The sequence below is a fragment of the Micromonospora luteifusca genome, from assembly GCF_016907275.1.
GTDB classification, from domain to species: Bacteria; Actinomycetota; Actinomycetes; order Mycobacteriales; family Micromonosporaceae; genus Micromonospora; species Micromonospora luteifusca.
Genome location: NZ_JAFBBP010000001.1, coordinates 3,488,404 through 3,504,047, shown reverse-complemented (window position 1 = coordinate 3,504,047; position 15,644 = coordinate 3,488,404). Strand labels below are relative to the sequence as shown.

The window sequence follows — 15,644 nt, the reverse complement described above, 5'->3', positions numbered from 1 at the left end:
GCCGGTAACGTGGCGCCGTGACCACCGAGACTGCCCCGCCCGCGGCGAAGCGGGTGCCCAGCGAGCGCACCCACCACGGCGACACCGTCATCGACGAGTACGCGTGGCTCGCCGCCAAGGACGACCCGGAGACGATCGCCTACCTGACCGCCGAGAACGAGTACACCGACGCGCGTACGGCGCACCTGGCCACGCTGCGCGAGGAGCTGTTCGAGGAGACCCGCCGACGGACCAGGGAGACCGACCTGTCCGTGCCGACCCGCAAGGGCGGTCACTGGTACTACACCCGGACGGTCGAGGGCCAGCAGTACGGGGTGCAGTGCCGACGCGCGGTCCGTGACGGGGAGACCGACCCACCGGTCAGCGCGGACGGTGCCCCGCTCGACGGCGAGGAGGTGCTGCTCGACGGCAACCTGCTGGCCGAGGGGCACGACTTCTTCTCACTCGGCGCGTTCGACGTCAGCCCCGACGGTCGCTGGCTGGCGTACTCCACCGACTTCTCCGGCGACGAGCGGTTCACCCTGCGCGTGAAGGACCTGACCACCGGCGAGTTGCTGCCGGACGAGGTCCCGGACACGTTCTACGGGACCGCCTGGTCAACCGACGCCTCGGTGCTGTTCTACGTGACGGTGGACGACGCCTGGCGACCGAACCGGGTCTGGCGGCACACCCTCGGTTCGGCCGCCGCCGAGGACGTGGTGGTCCACCAGGAGGACGACGAGCGGTTCTGGGTGGGCGTGGAGCTGACCCGGTCGGAGAAGTTCATCCTGATCGACGTCCACAGCAAGGTGACCAGTGAGGTGCTGGTGATCCCCGCCGGCAACCCGACCGGCGCGCCCGCCGTGATCGCGCCGCGCCGGCAGGGCATCGAGTACGCCGTGGAGCACCACGGCCACCGCTTCCTGATCCTGCACAACGACGGCGCCGAGGACTTCGCACTGGCGTTCACCTCGGCGGACGCGCCGGGCGACTGGGTGCCGCTGATCGAGCACAGCCCCGGCACCCGACTGGAGGCCGTGGACGCCTTCGCGAACCACCTGGTGGTGTCGCTGCGCACCGAAGGGCTCACCGGGCTGCGCGTGCTGCCGGTGGGCAGCGACGACGGCCACGACATCGACTTCCCCGAGCCGCTGTACAGCGTCGGGCTGGACGCCAATCCCGAATACCGCACCGGGCAGGTCCGGCTGCGCTACTCCTCGCTGATCACCCCGGACTCCGTCTACGACTATGACCTGGTCACCCGGCAGATGGTGCTGCGCAAGCAGAAGCCGGTGCTGCCCGGCCCGGACGGGCGGCCGTTCGACCCGTCCGAGTACGAGCAGCACCGTGACTGGGCGCTCGCCGACGACGGCACGCGAGTGCCGATCTCATTGGTCTCCCGGGTCGGCACACCGCGGGACGGCTCCGCGCCGTGCGAGCTCTACGGCTACGGCTCGTACGAGGCCAGCATGGACCCGTGGTTCTCGGTGGCCCGACTGTCGCTGCTGGACCGGGGCGTGGTCTTCGCCGTGGCGCACACCCGGGGCGGCGGTGAGCTGGGTCGGCGTTGGTACGACCAGGGCAAGCTGCTGGCCAAGAAGAACACCTTCACCGACTTCGTCGCCTGCGCCCGACACCTGGTCAAGGCCGGCTGGACGGCCAGCGACCGGCTGGTCGCCCGGGGGGCCTCGGCCGGCGGCCTGCTGATGGGCGCGGTGGCCAACCTGGCACCGGACGCGTTCACCGGCATCGTCGCGCAGGTGCCGTTCGTGGACGCGCTCACGTCGATCCTCGACCCGTCGCTGCCGCTGACCGTCACCGAGTGGGAGGAGTGGGGCAACCCGCTGGAGGACCCCGAGGTGTACGCGTACATGAAGTCCTACACGCCGTACGAGAACGTGGCAGCGGTGGACTACCCGGCGATCCTCGCGGTGACCAGCCTCAACGACACGCGGGTGCTCTATTCGGAGCCGGCGAAGTGGGTCGCGCGGCTGCGGGCGACCGCCCCGGAGGGCGACTACCTGCTCAAGACCGAGATGGGTGCCGGGCACGGTGGCCCGAGCGGCCGCTACGACGCCTGGCGTGAGGAGGCGTTCATCAACGCCTGGATCCTGGACCGCATCGGCCGCGCCTGACGACGACGGGGCGGCGGCGATGGCCGACGAGGGCGGGCGCGGGGCGGCCCGGCGTGTCTCCGCGTGGATGATCCTCGCGGTGGTCGCCGCCGCCCTGCTGGTCTGCGGCTGCTCCGCCGTCGTCGGCCTGCTGATCTCCTGGTGGGCCGGCCTCTTCCACACCCCGACCTGACCGGCCGTGGTTGACGCTGGGCCGGTGCGACGTCAGCCGCGGCCGGCGCCGACCAGCGCGGCCGCCTCGCCGGTGCGCACCATCCGCTGCCAGCGCAGCCGGTTGCCGATCAGCGCGGTGACCACCGACTGCACCACCACCAGGTACATCAGCTGCCGGTACACCAGTTGCTGCAACGGCAACGCCCACAGTGGGCCGTACCGTTCCCGGTCCAGGCGCAGCGCGTAGCCGGCGGTGGCCGCCTGGAGCAGCAGCAGCCCCGCCCAGGCCAGGGCGAGGCTCGACCAGGGCAGGAAGAGCAGGCCGTAGACGGCGAACACGTCGACCGCCGGCGCGGTCAGCGGCAACACGATCTGAAACACCGTGAGGTACGGCAGTCCGCGTCGGCCCAGCTTGCCACCGGCACCCGACTCGCGCAGCGCGTGCCGGTGCTTCCACATCGCCTGCATCGTGCCGTAGCACCAGCGGTAGCGCTGCCGCCAGAGCTGGCGCAACGACGACGGGGCTTCGGTCCAGGCGATGGCCGACTCCTCGTAGACCACCCGCCAGCCGGCCCGGAGCACCTTCATGGTCAGATCGGTGTCCTCGGCCAGCGTGTCCGACGGCACCCCGCCCACCCGCAGCAGCACCTCGCGACGGAACGCGCCGATCGCGCCGGGGATGGTCGGCATGCACTCCAGCACGTCGTACATCCGCCGGTCGAGGTTGAAGCCGATCACGTACTCCAGGTGCTGCCACCGGCCGAGCAGCCGACGCCGGTTGGCGACCTTCGTGTTGCCGCTGATCGCGCCGACCGACGGATCAGCGAAGCCCTGGACCAGCCGGTGCACGGTGTCCGACTGGAAGACGGTGTCCCCGTCCACCAGCACCAGCAGATTCGCCCGGGCGGCCCGGATGCCGGTGTTCAGCGCCGCCGGCTTACCGGCGTTGGCCTGCCGGATCACCCGTACCCCGCGCAGCCGCATCCGCTCCACGATGTCGGCGGTCCCGTCGTCCGAGCCGTCGTCCACCACGATCACCTCCAGCGCCGGGTACGCGCTGGCCACCAGGGAACGGACCGTGGCGGCAATGTTCGCCGCCTCGTTGTACGCGGGCACAATCACCGAGACCGGTACCCGCACCTCGGGCCTGTCGCGGCGGGGCCGGCGGACCCGGCGGACGTGCCGCTGGGCGCAGAACACCTGCACCGCCAGACGTGCCACCCCGAGCGCGAGCGCGGTGGCCAGCAGCAGGTTCATCACGTCGGCGGACCAGCGCGCGCCGGTCTGGGTCCAGCGCAGCGCGGTACCGCTCAGTCGGGCACCAGCGCGCGCCGGGACCATCGACGGCGAGGCATCGATGCCGGCGGAGACGGTGGTGAACCGGTAGCCCTGGTCGCCGAGCGCGGGCAGGAGCCGGTCCAGCGCGGCGAGAGTCTGCGTGCGGTCACCGCCACCGTCGTGCATCAGCACCACCGCGCCCCGTCCCCGTTTCGGGGTGGCCGCCCGCACGATCTGATCGGTGCCGGGGCGCTGCCAGTCCCTGGTGTCCAGGTCGGCGAGCACCGCGACGTGCCCACTACCGGCGGCGGCGCGCAGGGCGGCGTACTCCGAGCCGGTCAGCGCGGTCGGCACCGAGGAGAACGGCGGGCGGAACAGGGCGACCTCCCGGCCGGTGGCCGCGGCGACCGCCTTGCGGGTCAGCGACAGTTCGAGGTCGCGCCGCCACGGCGACACCTCGGCAAGGTCGGCGTGTGTGAAGGTGTGCGACCCGATCTCGTGGCCCTCGGCGAGGATCCGCCGGACCAACTCGGGATGCTCGTTGACCCGGGCACCCACCACGAAGAAGGTGGCGTGCGCGCCGTGCCGGCGCAACACGTCGAGGACCTGCGGGGTCCAGCGCGGGTCCGGCCCGTCGTCGAAGGTCAGCGCGATGGTGCGGTCCGGCAGGGCCCGGCTGACCGGTTCGGCCCGATCCAGCCGCAGCACCGGACCGCCCGAGCCGACGGTAGCCGGAACGTCTGGCGCGGGCCGACCGTCGGCGGCGGGGGTGCCCGAGCCACCGCCAAGGCCGCTGACCAGGCCGTTGACGGTGAGCGCCGCCAGCAGCAGGAGCAGCCCGAGCAGTAGCAGCAGCCAGTGTGCCCGAGGGTCGCGCCGGGCCACGTGTCTCGCCATCATCACTGCGGCTTACCGGGCGACCTGCTCGGCTTGGGGGTGTTGCGGTGCTCGTGACCACGTCCCGGTTGCGCACTGGCGGACAGCGTTCCGGTGGGCGTGGCGGTCGCGGTGGGGGTTCGGTCAGCGGCCGTCGGGGTGGCCCGCGGCAGCGGCGCCGAGGTACGGGTCACCGGCGAGGCCGACGGCGACTCGACCACCCGTGGCTGGTTGATTCCGTCCACGCCGGCCTCCACCGGCCGGGTCCCCCGCGGGTCGTCCGACCAGCCGGGCAGCGGCACCGACGTGTCCGGGAAGAGCCCTGCGACGATCAGGGCGAGGCTGGCGAGCAGGCCAAGACCCATGGCGGTGCCGGCAATGACAGTCAGCCGGCGGCGACGCCCGGTGCCGTCGACGAACACCGGCGGGACAGGGCCCGGTTGACTGTGCATCTGGCGAACTCCCACCGTCACCGCATCGGGACCGTCCGTCCCGACGCCGGGACCCGATCGTCCGGGCCACCGATGCACACAGCGGCACCGCCACCAGCGGCGTTACATCAGCCCAAACCAACCCCCGCAGACCCCCCGCCCCCCAACCCGGCCTGGTTGATCAAGAGCTTTGCGTCACGATTTCCGCGAAATCTGACGCAAACCTCTTGATCAACGGGGCAAGGGCCAGGTGGGCGTGCGGCCGGTCTGGGACAGGAGGTGGGCCAGGTCGGGGATCGGGGTGGGGGTGGGGGTGGGGGGCGACACCGGCTCGGCGAAGACGCCCATCTTGCGGGCGGTGGGGCCCAACTGCTCGACCAGCCCGTGCAGTTCGGCCACTGCCTCCGGCGCCGGCTGGTACGGCTGACCGGTGGCAACGGCGAGGTCCCAGCCGTGCACGGTCAGGTCCAGCAGGGCCATGCCGCCGATGACGGTCTGCGGCATACCCATGCCCGGCGACACACCCTCCAGGGTGGAGGGATCGGCCCAGGCGGTGACCAGACGTCCGGTCTCCGCCTCGAACCGGTCCTGCCAGCCGTCGACCAGGTGGTCGGGCTTCTCGGCCCATTCCACCTGCCGCTTGAGGGCCAGGTCCTGGAAGTTGATCACCACCTCGAACAGGTGGTTGAGCAGGTCGCGGACCACGTAGTCGCGGCACGGCGTGGGCAGGTCGAACTGATTGTCGGCGATACCGCGCACCACATCGACGGTTCGCGGCGCGGCAGCCGCCAGCAGATCGCTAGTCTGAGTGGTCATAGGACCAGCGTATGAGGGTGGTCTTGAATAAATGCGACATCGACCGCGTGGCGACAGCCGGGGAATACTCGACCCGGGTCGCATGCTGCGCGAGGTGCGCTTCCGTCGGCATCTGCCGGTGGAGTCGCTCCGCCCGTGGGTCGAGCACTACTGGCTGATCGACTGGGCGTTGAGCAAACCGTTCGAGCAGCGGATCGTGCCGCACCCGGCGGTGAACGTGGTGTTCCGGCGGGACGGCGACAGGCCCGAGTTCGGCGAGGTGGCCGGGGTGGGCCGTGACCTGTTCCGGATCACGCTCACCGGCACCGGTCGGGTGTGCGGGGTGCAGTTCCGTCCCGGCGGCTTCCACGCGTTCTGGCGTCGACCGGTCGCCGAGCTGACCGGTCGCCGGGTGCCGTTGCCCGCCGGTCGGCTGGCACGCCCCGATATCGCGGTGTGCGGGGCCACCGACGACGAGCGCTGCCACGCATTGGACGCACTGCTCACGGGTTGGGAGCCGGAGCCGGACCCGATGACCGCGGAGGCCGTCCGGCTGGCCGAGGCGATCCGCACCGACCGCACGGCGCTGCGGGTCGACGATTTCGCCGCGCGGCACGACCTTCCGGTCCGCCGGTTGCAGCGGCTCTTCATGGAGTACGTGGGGGTCGGGCCGAAGTGGGTGATCCGCCGCTACCGGCTTCAGGAGGCCGTCGAGCAGGCCGCTGGTGGCCCGCTGAAGTGGGCGGACCTCGCGGCCGACCTCGGTTACAGTGATCAGGCCCACCTGGTCCGTGACTTCACCGCCGTGGCCGGGGTGTCACCCGCCGCGTACGCCCGCTCGGTGCGGTAAGGCCGGCAACGCGCCAGAATCGGCGACGCATGGAGCCGACAAGCGCCAGACCCGGCGACGCACGGGAGCCGACAACGCACCAGGACCCCCGGCAACTGGCTCAGCGTCGGCGCAGGACGACCACGGCGACGTCGTCCTGGATCTCCGGTGGGGCCAGTTCCACCAGCAGTCGGGCGCAGAAGCGTTCCAGGTCGTCGTCGACCGTGGCGCAGACCGCGGCGAGCGCCGCCAGCCCTTCGTCGATGGTGGCGTCCCGTCGCTCGATCAGGCCGTCGGTGTAGAACACCAGCGTCGCCCCGGCCGGCAGCACGAACTCCAGGTCGGCCGGGCGAGGCGCGCGAACGCCGAGCAACGGCGCGGAGTGCTGCACGAACTCGACCTTGCCGTCCTTGCTGAGCACCGGCGGAAGGTGTCCGGCGCTGGCCAGCCGGACATGTCCGGTCGGCGGGTGCAGCAGCAGTACGCAGAGCGTGGCGATCTCGTTCGGCAGCAGTGTCCGCATCAGCTCGTTGACCCGGTGCAGGATCTCGCCGGGCTGGTGCCCCTCCACGGCGTACGCCCGCACCGCGTGCCGCAGCTCGGCCATCACGGTCGCCGCGTGCAGCGAGTGACCGGCCACGTCACCGATCGCCAACAGCAGGTGACCGTCGAGCATCACCAGCTCGTAGAAGTCGCCGCCCACCTCGGTCTGTGCACTGGCCGGCTCGTAGCGCACCGCGAGGTCCAGTCCGGCAACCGTGGGCAGGCCGCGCGGGAGCAGGCTGCGTTGGAGGGTGACGGCGATCCGGTGCTCCTCGTCGAACGAGCGTTGCGCCTCCACGGCGGCGGCGACCGCCTGGGCGAGCTGCACCAGCACCGGGGTTCGGGCGGTCTGGGTGGCGGTCGGGACGACCACGTACAGCGGGGCACGGTCCTCGCGCAGCTTGGCGGCGGCGACCGTCACCGAGTCGTCCGCCGGCCAGTCGACCAACGCCCAACTCGCCGGGGTCTCCACCCGGACCGTGGCACCGGTCGGCACCCCGGTGTCGTCGACGACCCACGGCACCACGGCGGCGGTCGCGCCCGGACCGGCGCAGATCCCCGCGAGACAGTCACCGTCGAACGTCTCGGCGATCACTGCCGCCGGGCTCTTGAAGATCTGTGCGGCACCCTCCGCGGCGGCCTCCAACAGGCGTACGAAGGTGGGCGCGGCGTGCACCGTCACGGTCGTGTCGGCCAGCCCGAGCAGCCGCTCGGCGAGCAGTTCGGCGCGCTTGCGGGCCTGGTAGTAGCGCAGCACCGCCCGGGTGGTGGCGATCAGCTCTTCCGGCTCGATCGGCTCGGTGAGATACGCGTCCGCGCCCCGGGTCAGCCCTTGGGCCCGGTCGGCCACGTCCACGGCGTGCGCCGACACGTGGATCACCGGCATCGCCGGGTGCCGCGCCTTGATCTGTTCGCAGACCTCGTAGCCGCTGAGGTCGGGCAGCCGGACGTCGAGGACCACCAGGTCGATCCGGTCCACCTCGACCCGGGCCAACGCCTCGGCGCCGTTCTCGGCCTCAAGCACGGTGAACCCGGCCCGGGTCAGCCAACTGACCAGCAGGTATCGCTTGGTACGACTGTCGTCGACCACCAGGATGGTTGCCGGCATGCCGTCCACGCCGTCACATCCCGCCGGTGGGCAGGGAGACGGTGAAGGTGCTGCCCCGGCCCGGTGCGCTGGTCAGCTCCAGTGTCCCGCCGAGCAGCGTCACCAACCGCCGGGCGTACGGCAGGCCGAGGCCGGTGCCGCCGACCCGGGTGGCACCCGGCACCTGGTAGAACTCCTCGAATATGCGGTCGTGCAGGTCGGACGCGATGCCCGGCCCGGTGTCGCTGACCTCGAAGTTCCAGCGGTCGCCGAGTTGGCGAGCCCGCAGTCGCACCTCGCCGCGCTCGGTGAATTTCAACCCGTTGTGCAGCAGGTTGCGCAGCACCTGCCCGAGCAGCACCTCGTCGGTGCGCAGCAGGGCCGGCGCGGCCGGCTCCTCCACCACCAGCTCCACTCCCGGGCGGGTGGCCAGCGCGCGCAACGTGCCGCGCAGTTGACCGAAGACCGGGCGCAGGTCGACGTCGGCCAGGTCGGGTTCGAGCCGGCCGGACTCCGCCTTGGCCAGATCGAGGAGTTCGTTGACCAGGTTGAGCAGGTCCGCCGCGGAGGAGCGGATCAGGTCGACCTGGCGGCCCTGTTCGGCGGTGAGCGGGTCGGAGGCGGAGTCGGTGAGCAGCCGCCCCAACCCGATGATCGCGGTGACCGGGGCGCGCAGTTCGTGGCTGACGTTGGCCAGGAACCGGCTCTTCGACTCGCTCGCCGCGCGCAACTGCGCGGACTTCTCGTCCAGCTCGGCGTAGAGGGCGACGACACCCCGGTTGGTCTCCTCCAACTCCTCGGTGAGCTGGTTGTAGAGCGCCAGCACACCGCGGTTGGTCTCGGCCAGTTCCTCGTTCAGCACGGCCAGCTCGTCGCGCTGACTGCGCACCTCGTCGAGTGCGGCGATGAGCTGCCCGTTCTGCACGGTCAACTCGTCCAGTGCGCTGGACGGCCCGGTGCGGCCGAGTTCGGTACGGAACTCGGCGAGCCGCGCCGGGGTCGGCATGGGCGCGCTGGCCGGGAGTCGTCGGGACATCCTCACGACCGTAACCCCCTCGACGGTCGACACGCTCAGTGTGTCGACCAGTCGGGACACCGCGCCGGACTGCGGCTCGTAGCGGCCGCCGGGCAGCGGGCTCACCGGGGCCAGGTCGGCGCGCAGGTGGAACCGGCCGTCGGCGCCCGCGTCGATGTGGAAGGAGACGTCCGCACCGCCGGTCGTTCGTAGCAGGTCCCGGGCCACCTCGCTGAGCGCGGTGGCAATCCGTACCTGGTCCTGGTGTTCGAGGCCGACCACCGCCGCCACCTCGCGGCCCCGCTGGCGGATCACGAAGATGTCCTGCTCGACCCGCAGCGCCATCTGCAACAACGGCAGCGCGGCCGGCTCGCCGGTCATGCCCACGACCTCGCGACCAGTACGCAGGCGTCGTCGCGTCGCACACCGGCGTCGCGCAGCAGTGTCGCCGCCATCACGAGCGGGGACCGCTCCGCCAGGCCCGGGTAGTCGGTCAACCGCCAGCGGTCGACAACTCCGTCGCTGTGCATCACCAGTCGGGCGCCCGGAGCGAACGGGTAGTCGTACTCCCGGATTGTCGGCCGCTGGTGCCCGGCGATGCCGGGCAGCGACACCAGCCCTCGGCGTTTTCCATCACCCTCGACGACGACGCCGGAGATGTTGCCAAGGCCGGCATAGCGCAGCACTCCGGCCGCCGGAACCAACTCGGCGACGGCGAGCGCCGCGCCCCGGGTGTGCGACATGCTCCGGTGCAGGTGACCGACCACCGCCGCCGGTGGGCCGGCCGGGGCGTCGCGGAACGCGGCGAGCGCCGCGTCGGTGGCGGCGGCGGCCAGCGGGCCGTGCCCCAGCCCGTCGCTGACCAGCACCTGGTGCCGCCCGTCGGCGACCCGGACGGCGTACCCGTCACCGCTGACCGTCTCGCCGGTCAGCGGTCGGGCGAGGGCGCCGGTCCACGACGGCCGTGCCGGCTCCGCCGGCCAGACGTGCACGGCGAGGACGGTGCCCCGGCCGGGCAGGGAGTATCCGTCGAACCAGCTGGCCTGGCGGACGATGGCACCCAGGCCGATGCCGAGCGTGCCGGTGGTGGAGTGACCGTCCTGCGACGAGACGGTCAGGTCGGCCATGCCGGGCCCGGAGTCGATGGCGATCAACTCCACGCCGGCCTGTCCGGCGCGGCGCACCGGCCGGAGCAGCAGGACACCCTCGTCGGCGTGCTTGACCAGGTTGCTGGTCAGCTCGGCTGCGACGATGGCCAGGTCGGCGATGCGTGTCGCACCCATCTCCACCTGAGCACCGAGGCGTTCGGCGGCGCGCCGGACGGCGCTCGCCGCGCTGCTGGCCTCCACCCGGAACCAGATGCCACTGTCGGTAACCGCATCGATGCTCACCGGGACCACTTGGTGACCGTGATCCGGGTGCCAGCCTCCGGAGACGTCTCGATCTCGAATTCGTCGACCAGTCGGCGGGACCCGCTGAGCCCGAGGCCGAGGCCACCGCCTGTGGTGTAGCCGTCGGTCAGCGCCAGATCGAGGTCGGCGATGCCCGGCCCGGAGTCGGCGAAGACGATCCGGACGCCCTTACGTCGGCCGTTCTCCACGGTCGTCACCTCGACCGCCCCGCCGCCGCCGTACACGAGGGTGTTGCGAGCCAACTCGCTCGCCGCGGTGACCACCTTGGTCTGGTCGACGAGGGAGAGCTTGACGGCCACGGCCACGCTGCGGACCAACTGCCGGACGCGCACCACGTCCTCGTCGCTGCGGACCGACTGCGCCTGCGGGTGGCCCAGGTCGATGCCCGAGGTCACGGCGTGGCCGTCTCGGCGTCCGGATCGTCGTCGAGCTGGTGATCGAGCTCGTCGGCGTGGGCGGCCGCGATCAGCTCCATGCCGCGCTCGACGTTCAGCGCGGTACGGATGCCGTTCAGCGACAGCCCCAGTTCGACAAGGGTGATGGCGACGGCCGGGCGCATCCCGACCACCACCGTCTCCGCGTCGAGCACCTTGGAGATCGACGCGATGGTGGAGAGCATTCGCCCGACGAAGGAGTCGACGATGTCCAGCGCGGTGATGTCGATGATGACGCCGTGGCAGCCGGTGTCGACGATCCGCTCGGCGAGGTCCTCCTGGAGCTGGACCGCCGTCTGGTCGGACATGTCCACCTGGATGGAGACGAGCAGGATGTCGCCGATCTTGAGGATCGGCACCCGTTCCATCAGACGCCCCGGCGCGGCTGGCGGCGGGCGGTCTCCACCCCGGTGAGCCGCAGCACGTGGCGCAGCGCGTCGGCGAGGCTCGCCTTGGTGGCGATGTCGCCGAACTCGATGCCGAGCGCGACGATGGTCTGCGCGATCTGCGGGCGGATGCCGGAGATGATGCAGTCGGCGCCCATCAGCCGGGCGGCCACCACGGTCTTCAGGATGTGCTGGGCGACCTGGGTGTCCACCGCCGGAACGCCGGTGATGTCGATGATCGCGTACGGGGAGCTGGTGTCGACCAGGGTCTGCAGCAGCCGCTCCATCACGACCTGAGCGCGGGCCGAGTCCAGGGTGCCGACCAGTGGGACGGCGACCACACCCTCCCAGAGCTTGACGACCGGCGTGGAGAGCTCGAGCAGCTGCTCGGCCTGGTCGGCGATCAGGCTCTCCCGGGTGCGTACGAAGCTTTCGAAGGTGAACAGACCCATCTCGTCGACGAGCTTGGAGAAGGCGACGTAGTCGTTCAGCGCGTTGGTGCCACCGGTCTCCCGCACCAGCTCGGCCAGCACGTCCTTGAGCGCGAAGATGCTGACCGTGGTCTCGGTGGCGGAGAAGCCCTGGCGGGCCCGGCCACGGGACAGCTCGGAAAGCGCGGCGCGCAACTCGGCGGCGTTGTCGGCGGACAGGTCGATGTCGCCCTGTTCGGCGGTGGAGACGATGGCGCTGTGCAGGTCCTGAACCTGCCGGCGCAGCTCGGCCTGGCTCAGCCGGCCCCGCAACGAACTGGTGACGATCTCTGTCCACCGGGACGTGACCCGGTCGGCCTGCCCGCTGAGCAGCTCGGCGAGCCGACGACTTTCTTCGGTGCTCAACGCCATTTGGAACCCCCTTGACCTGGACCGGGCGGACTCTATCACCGGGGGCTGGCCGACTACTTGCCCCATAGCAACGGAATGATGATGGCCACCGGATCCCGCCTCCCGTTCTGCGTACGACCCCGGTCGTGGGATACCGTTCCCCCGATAACAGGAGGTCTGGCAAATGTCCTTGACGGTGCACACGGAACAGCGCGGCGACGTGGTCGTCGTGTCGGTCGCGGGCGAGCTGGACATGGCCACCGCACCGCAGTTGCAGGACCAGATCACCGACCTGCTCGACAAGGGCCGCAACCGGCTGGTGTTCGACCTGGCGGACGTCTCGTTCTGCGACTCGACCGGCCTGTCGGTCTTCGTCCGCGCCAAGAACAGCTGCGACGAGGCCGGTGGCGTGGTCCGGCTGGCCGCCCCGCAGCGGGGTGTGCTGCGCATCCTCGAGGTGAGCGGGCTGGTCGAGGTTCTGCACACCTACCCGACGGTGGATGAGGCAGTGGCCGGCGAACCGACCCCGGCCTCCTCCTGACCGCTGTCGTTTCTCACTCGTCCTCGACGTAGCGGGGGCGGGCGATCGCCATGCCCGCCGCCGTCTGCACGGCGAGCGCACCCAGCAGGAACCCGATCGGCGCGGTCCAGCCGCCGGTGACCTCGTAGAGGATGCCGACCATCAGCGGGCCGAGGGCTGCGATCACGTACCCGGTGCTCTGCGCGAACGCGGAGAGCGCGACCGTCCCCTCGGCCGTGCGGGCGCGCAGGCCGATGGCGGTCAGGATCATCGGGAACGCGCCCTGGCCGATCGCCAGCAGGATCACCCAGAGCAGCGCGGCGCCGTGCGGGGCGAGCGCCAGCCCCAGGTAGGCCAGCGTCGACGCGGTGGTCATCCCGAGCACCAGCGGGCGCAGGGTGGCCATCCGGCCGGCGACGGTGGGCATCACCAGCGCGATGGGCACGCCGAGCGCGGTCACCCCGGCGAGCAGCAGCCCGGCCGACTCCGGCTGGTAGCCGGCGTCACGGAACAACTGGGCCAGCCAGCCCATGATCGCGTACCCGCTCAGCGACTGCGCCCCGAAGTAGACGGCCATGGCCCAGCCGAGCCGGGTCCGCGCCGGCCGGACCCGCACCGGCGCGGTGGCGGCCGCCGTCGAGGTCGCGCGCCGTGCGGCGGCGCGGGTCCGCAGCGCCAGCGGCACCCACGGGAGTACGGCCACCGCGGCCATCGCCGCCCAGATGCCGAGACCGGCCCGCCAGGAGCCGAAGGCGTGCGCGATCGGCACCGCGGAGGCCGCGGCCACCGTCGTGCCCAGGGTCAGCGCCATCGTGTACGCCCCGGTGACCAGGCCGGTGCGGTGCGGGAAGTGCTGCTTGACCAGCATCGGCAGCAGGATGTTGGCGACCGCGATGCCGGCCAGCGCCAGCGCGCTGGTGAGCACGAAGATCCAGGCCGAGTCGGTGGTGGCCCGGAGCACCTGGCCGACGGCGAGGGCGAGCATGGCGACCACCAGCACCCGGGCCGGCGCCACCCGGCGGACCAGCCACGGGGTGAGCGCGCCGAGGCCGGCGAACGCGATCGTCGGCAGGGTGGTGACCAGGCCGGCGGTCGCGCCGGAGAGGCCGAGCCCGTCGCGTACCTCGTCGAGCAGGGCACCGAGGCTCGTCACCACGGCGCGCAGGTTCAGCGCGACCAGCAGCATCCCGACCAGCACGAGCGCGCCACCGGTTGCCGGGTGCGTCCGTCGGCCCGCACCGGGGTCGCGCGTTGAGCGTGGCTCGACGCCGACGGGAGCGGGCAGCGCCGGAGCGGCGGCAGGTGGCGGGGTCATAGCATCCAACCTACAATCATGGGATGAATTTGGGCTCGGTGATGTAACCAGTGCCACCGTCGGTTGATGTCCCCTCCGCACCGCCGGTGCCGCCCCGGGGCCACCGGGTCCGGCAGACCATCGAGCAGCTCCGGGCCCGGATCCTCGGCGGCGAATGGCCGGTCGGCGGGCGCATCCCCACCGAGCCGCAACTGGTCGCCGCACTGGGCGTGGGGCGCAACACGGTCCGCGAGGCGGTCCGCGCCCTGGTGCACGCCGGGGTGCTGGAGTGCCGGCAGGGCTCCGGCACGTACGTGGTGTCCACCGACGAACTGGCCCCGGTGGTGGCCCGCCGACTCGGCGACGACCGGATGACCGAGGTCATCGAGGTGCGTCGCGCCTTCGAGGTGGAGGCCGCCCGACTCGCCGCGCTACGGCGTACACCTGAGGACCTGGCGGCGCTCGACGGCGCGCTCGCCGCCCGCGAGGCCGCCTGGCACGGCGGCCGGGTCGACGCGTTCGTCGAGGCCGACGCCGCACTGCACATCGCGGTGGTCGCCGCCGCCCACAACGCCATGCTCGCCGAGCTGTACGCCTCGTTCGGCGCCGCCCTGCGCAGCACGGTCGCCCAGGCGATGGGGGGCGCGCTCACACCTGAGCGCTACGTCGACCACACCCGGCTGGTCGAGGCGATCCGGGCCGGTGAGCCGGGCCGGGCAGCGATCGAAGCCGGCGCTTTTCTGGAGCCCGCTCCCTGGGCATAGGTTGTCCCCGACAGAAAAGCGGACACCTCGGGAGTACGGATGCTCAAAGGCTTCAAAGACTTCATCATGCGCGGCAACGTCGTCGATCTGGCGGTCGGTGTCGTCATCGGCGCCGCGTTCACCGGCGTGGTCACCCAGCTCACCAAGTCGTTCCTCGAACCGCTCGTTCGGGTGATGATCGTGCTGGTCACCGGCAACAAGAACGGCCTCACCGGCTCGGTTCCCACGTTCCGGAAGATCCCGTTCGACTGGGTGGCGTTCGTCAACGCGACCATCACCTTCCTGTTGACCGCGCTGGCGCTGTACTTCCTGGTCGTCTACCCGATGAACCGGCTGGCCGAGCGGCGCAAGCGGGGCGAGGAGCCGCCGCCCTCGGCGCCGAGCGAGGAGGTCAAGCTGCTCACCGAGATCCGGGACGCGCTGGTCTCCGCCGGCCACACCATCCCGGGCCAGCAGCGCGGGGCGCTGGACGACGTGCTGGGCCGTCGCACCGAGCCGCCGACGCAGCGCTGACCGAACGGAAGCACATCGGCCCCTGTGGGATTCCCGCAGGGGCCGCACGTTCTCGTACGTGTGTTCGATAGAGTCCCGCCATGGAGCAGCGAAAGCACTGGTGGAACGGGAAGTGGGGGCGGCTGGCCCGGCGGGACGTCTTCCTGCGCGTGGACGCCGACCGGTGGCACGTCGAGCAGCGGGCCGGCGGCGCCGAGGGCATCTCCCGGTTCTACGAGTACGGCAGTGCGGACGAGGCCGAGGACACCGTCCGGGCGCTGCTCGACGGCCCGGACACCTGGCGGGAACTGTCCCCGCGCCCGCCGGGCAGCTGGACCCTTCCGAACAGCTGAACGGTCGCCGCCGTCCACCGTCACTCCGGGGCCTGGAGGCGGTAGTG

General features: G+C 71.7%; 17 protein-coding genes. 7 read left to right on the top strand and 10 right to left on the bottom strand.

The genetic code is table 11. The features are described 5' to 3' along the window. Positions 1–17 precede the first annotated feature (17 nt). Both JOD64_RS15845 and JOD64_RS15840 read left to right on the top strand, forming a co-directional pair. Positions 18–2,114 (top strand): S9 family peptidase, encoded by a 2,097-nt coding sequence (locus tag JOD64_RS15845; protein WP_204942935.1) that lies wholly within the window; start codon positions 18–20, stop codon positions 2,112–2,114. 19 nt (positions 2,115–2,133) lie between these two features. Further along, a complete protein-coding gene (locus tag JOD64_RS15840) occupies positions 2,134–2,286 on the top strand; it encodes a hypothetical protein (protein WP_204942934.1) in 153 nt (50 codons plus the stop codon). A gap of 32 nt (positions 2,287–2,318) precedes the next feature. Here the strand turns inward: JOD64_RS15840 and JOD64_RS15835 are convergent, their stop codons facing one another. From JOD64_RS15835 to JOD64_RS15825, 3 genes are all read right to left on the bottom strand, one after another. Beyond that, on the bottom strand, positions 2,319–4,445 hold the full coding sequence (locus JOD64_RS15835; RefSeq protein ID WP_239559534.1) for a bifunctional polysaccharide deacetylase/glycosyltransferase family 2 protein: 2,127 nt from the start codon (positions 4,443–4,445) through the stop codon (positions 2,319–2,321). Further along, positions 4,445–4,873, bottom strand: a complete 429-nt coding sequence (locus JOD64_RS15830; RefSeq protein ID WP_204942933.1) for a hypothetical protein — start codon at positions 4,871–4,873, stop codon at positions 4,445–4,447. The genes JOD64_RS15835 and JOD64_RS15830 overlap by 1 nt, the downstream gene beginning before the upstream one ends. Positions 4,874–5,083: 210 nt before the next feature. Next, positions 5,084–5,668, bottom strand: coding sequence for a TIGR03086 family metal-binding protein (locus JOD64_RS15825; protein WP_204942932.1), 585 nt, complete (start codon positions 5,666–5,668; stop codon positions 5,084–5,086). A 31-nt stretch (positions 5,669–5,699) separates the two neighbouring features. Between JOD64_RS15825 and JOD64_RS15820 the strand changes: the two genes are divergently transcribed. After that, positions 5,700–6,497: a helix-turn-helix domain-containing protein gene (locus JOD64_RS15820; protein WP_204942931.1), complete on the top strand. Its 798-nt coding sequence runs from the start codon at positions 5,700–5,702 to the stop codon at positions 6,495–6,497. A 100-nt stretch (positions 6,498–6,597) separates the two neighbouring features. Here the strand turns inward: JOD64_RS15820 and JOD64_RS15815 are convergent, their stop codons facing one another. Genes JOD64_RS15815 through JOD64_RS15790 form a run of 6 tightly spaced genes read right to left on the bottom strand, consistent with a single transcriptional unit; the run spans position 6,598 to position 12,195 of the window. Then, positions 6,598–8,127, bottom strand: coding sequence for a SpoIIE family protein phosphatase (locus JOD64_RS15815; protein WP_204942930.1), 1,530 nt, complete (start codon positions 8,125–8,127; stop codon positions 6,598–6,600). Positions 8,128–8,140: 13 nt separating this feature from the next. Then, positions 8,141–9,502, bottom strand: a complete 1,362-nt coding sequence (locus JOD64_RS15810; protein WP_204942929.1) for an ATP-binding protein — start codon at positions 9,500–9,502, stop codon at positions 8,141–8,143. Beyond that, a complete protein-coding gene (locus tag JOD64_RS15805) occupies positions 9,499–10,512 on the bottom strand; it encodes a SpoIIE family protein phosphatase (RefSeq protein WP_204942928.1) in 1,014 nt (337 codons plus the stop codon). Before JOD64_RS15805 ends, JOD64_RS15810 begins: the two co-directional genes overlap by 4 nt. Further along, positions 10,509–10,928, bottom strand: a complete 420-nt coding sequence (locus JOD64_RS15800) for an anti-sigma regulatory factor (RefSeq protein WP_204942927.1) — start codon at positions 10,926–10,928, stop codon at positions 10,509–10,511. The genes JOD64_RS15805 and JOD64_RS15800 overlap by 4 nt, the downstream gene beginning before the upstream one ends. Further along, positions 10,925–11,335: an STAS domain-containing protein gene (locus JOD64_RS15795; protein ID WP_204942926.1), complete on the bottom strand. Its 411-nt coding sequence runs from the start codon at positions 11,333–11,335 to the stop codon at positions 10,925–10,927. The genes JOD64_RS15800 and JOD64_RS15795 overlap by 4 nt, the downstream gene beginning before the upstream one ends. Then, entirely contained in the window at positions 11,335–12,195 is an 861-nt protein-coding gene (locus tag JOD64_RS15790; RefSeq protein WP_204942925.1) for an STAS domain-containing protein, read from the bottom strand. Before JOD64_RS15790 ends, JOD64_RS15795 begins: the two co-directional genes overlap by 1 nt. 163 nt (positions 12,196–12,358) lie before the next feature. Between JOD64_RS15790 and JOD64_RS15785 the strand changes: the two genes are divergently transcribed. Beyond that, positions 12,359–12,715, top strand: a complete 357-nt coding sequence (locus tag JOD64_RS15785) for an STAS domain-containing protein (RefSeq protein ID WP_007454464.1) — start codon at positions 12,359–12,361, stop codon at positions 12,713–12,715. A gap of 13 nt (positions 12,716–12,728) precedes the next feature. On the opposite strand, the gene JOD64_RS15780 is transcribed toward JOD64_RS15785, so the two are convergent. Next, entirely contained in the window at positions 12,729–14,009 is a 1,281-nt protein-coding gene (locus JOD64_RS15780; protein WP_204942924.1) for an MFS transporter, read from the bottom strand. A 50-nt stretch (positions 14,010–14,059) separates the two neighbouring features. Here JOD64_RS15780 and JOD64_RS15775 point away from each other — a divergent pair, with 50 nt between their 5' ends. The 3 genes from JOD64_RS15775 to JOD64_RS15765 all read left to right on the top strand — a co-directional run bounded on the left by JOD64_RS15775 (position 14,060) and on the right by JOD64_RS15765 (position 15,597). Next, positions 14,060–14,752: a FadR/GntR family transcriptional regulator gene (locus JOD64_RS15775; protein ID WP_204942923.1), complete on the top strand. Its 693-nt coding sequence runs from the start codon at positions 14,060–14,062 to the stop codon at positions 14,750–14,752. Between the two features lie 39 nt (positions 14,753–14,791). Then, on the top strand, positions 14,792–15,265 hold the full coding sequence (gene mscL, locus JOD64_RS15770; protein ID WP_204942922.1) for a large conductance mechanosensitive channel protein MscL: 474 nt from the start codon (positions 14,792–14,794) through the stop codon (positions 15,263–15,265). Positions 15,266–15,345: 80 nt separating this feature from the next. Further along, positions 15,346–15,597 (top strand): hypothetical protein, encoded by a 252-nt coding sequence (locus tag JOD64_RS15765; protein WP_088951051.1) that lies wholly within the window; start codon positions 15,346–15,348, stop codon positions 15,595–15,597. The last annotated feature ends 47 nt before the right edge of the window (positions 15,598–15,644 follow it).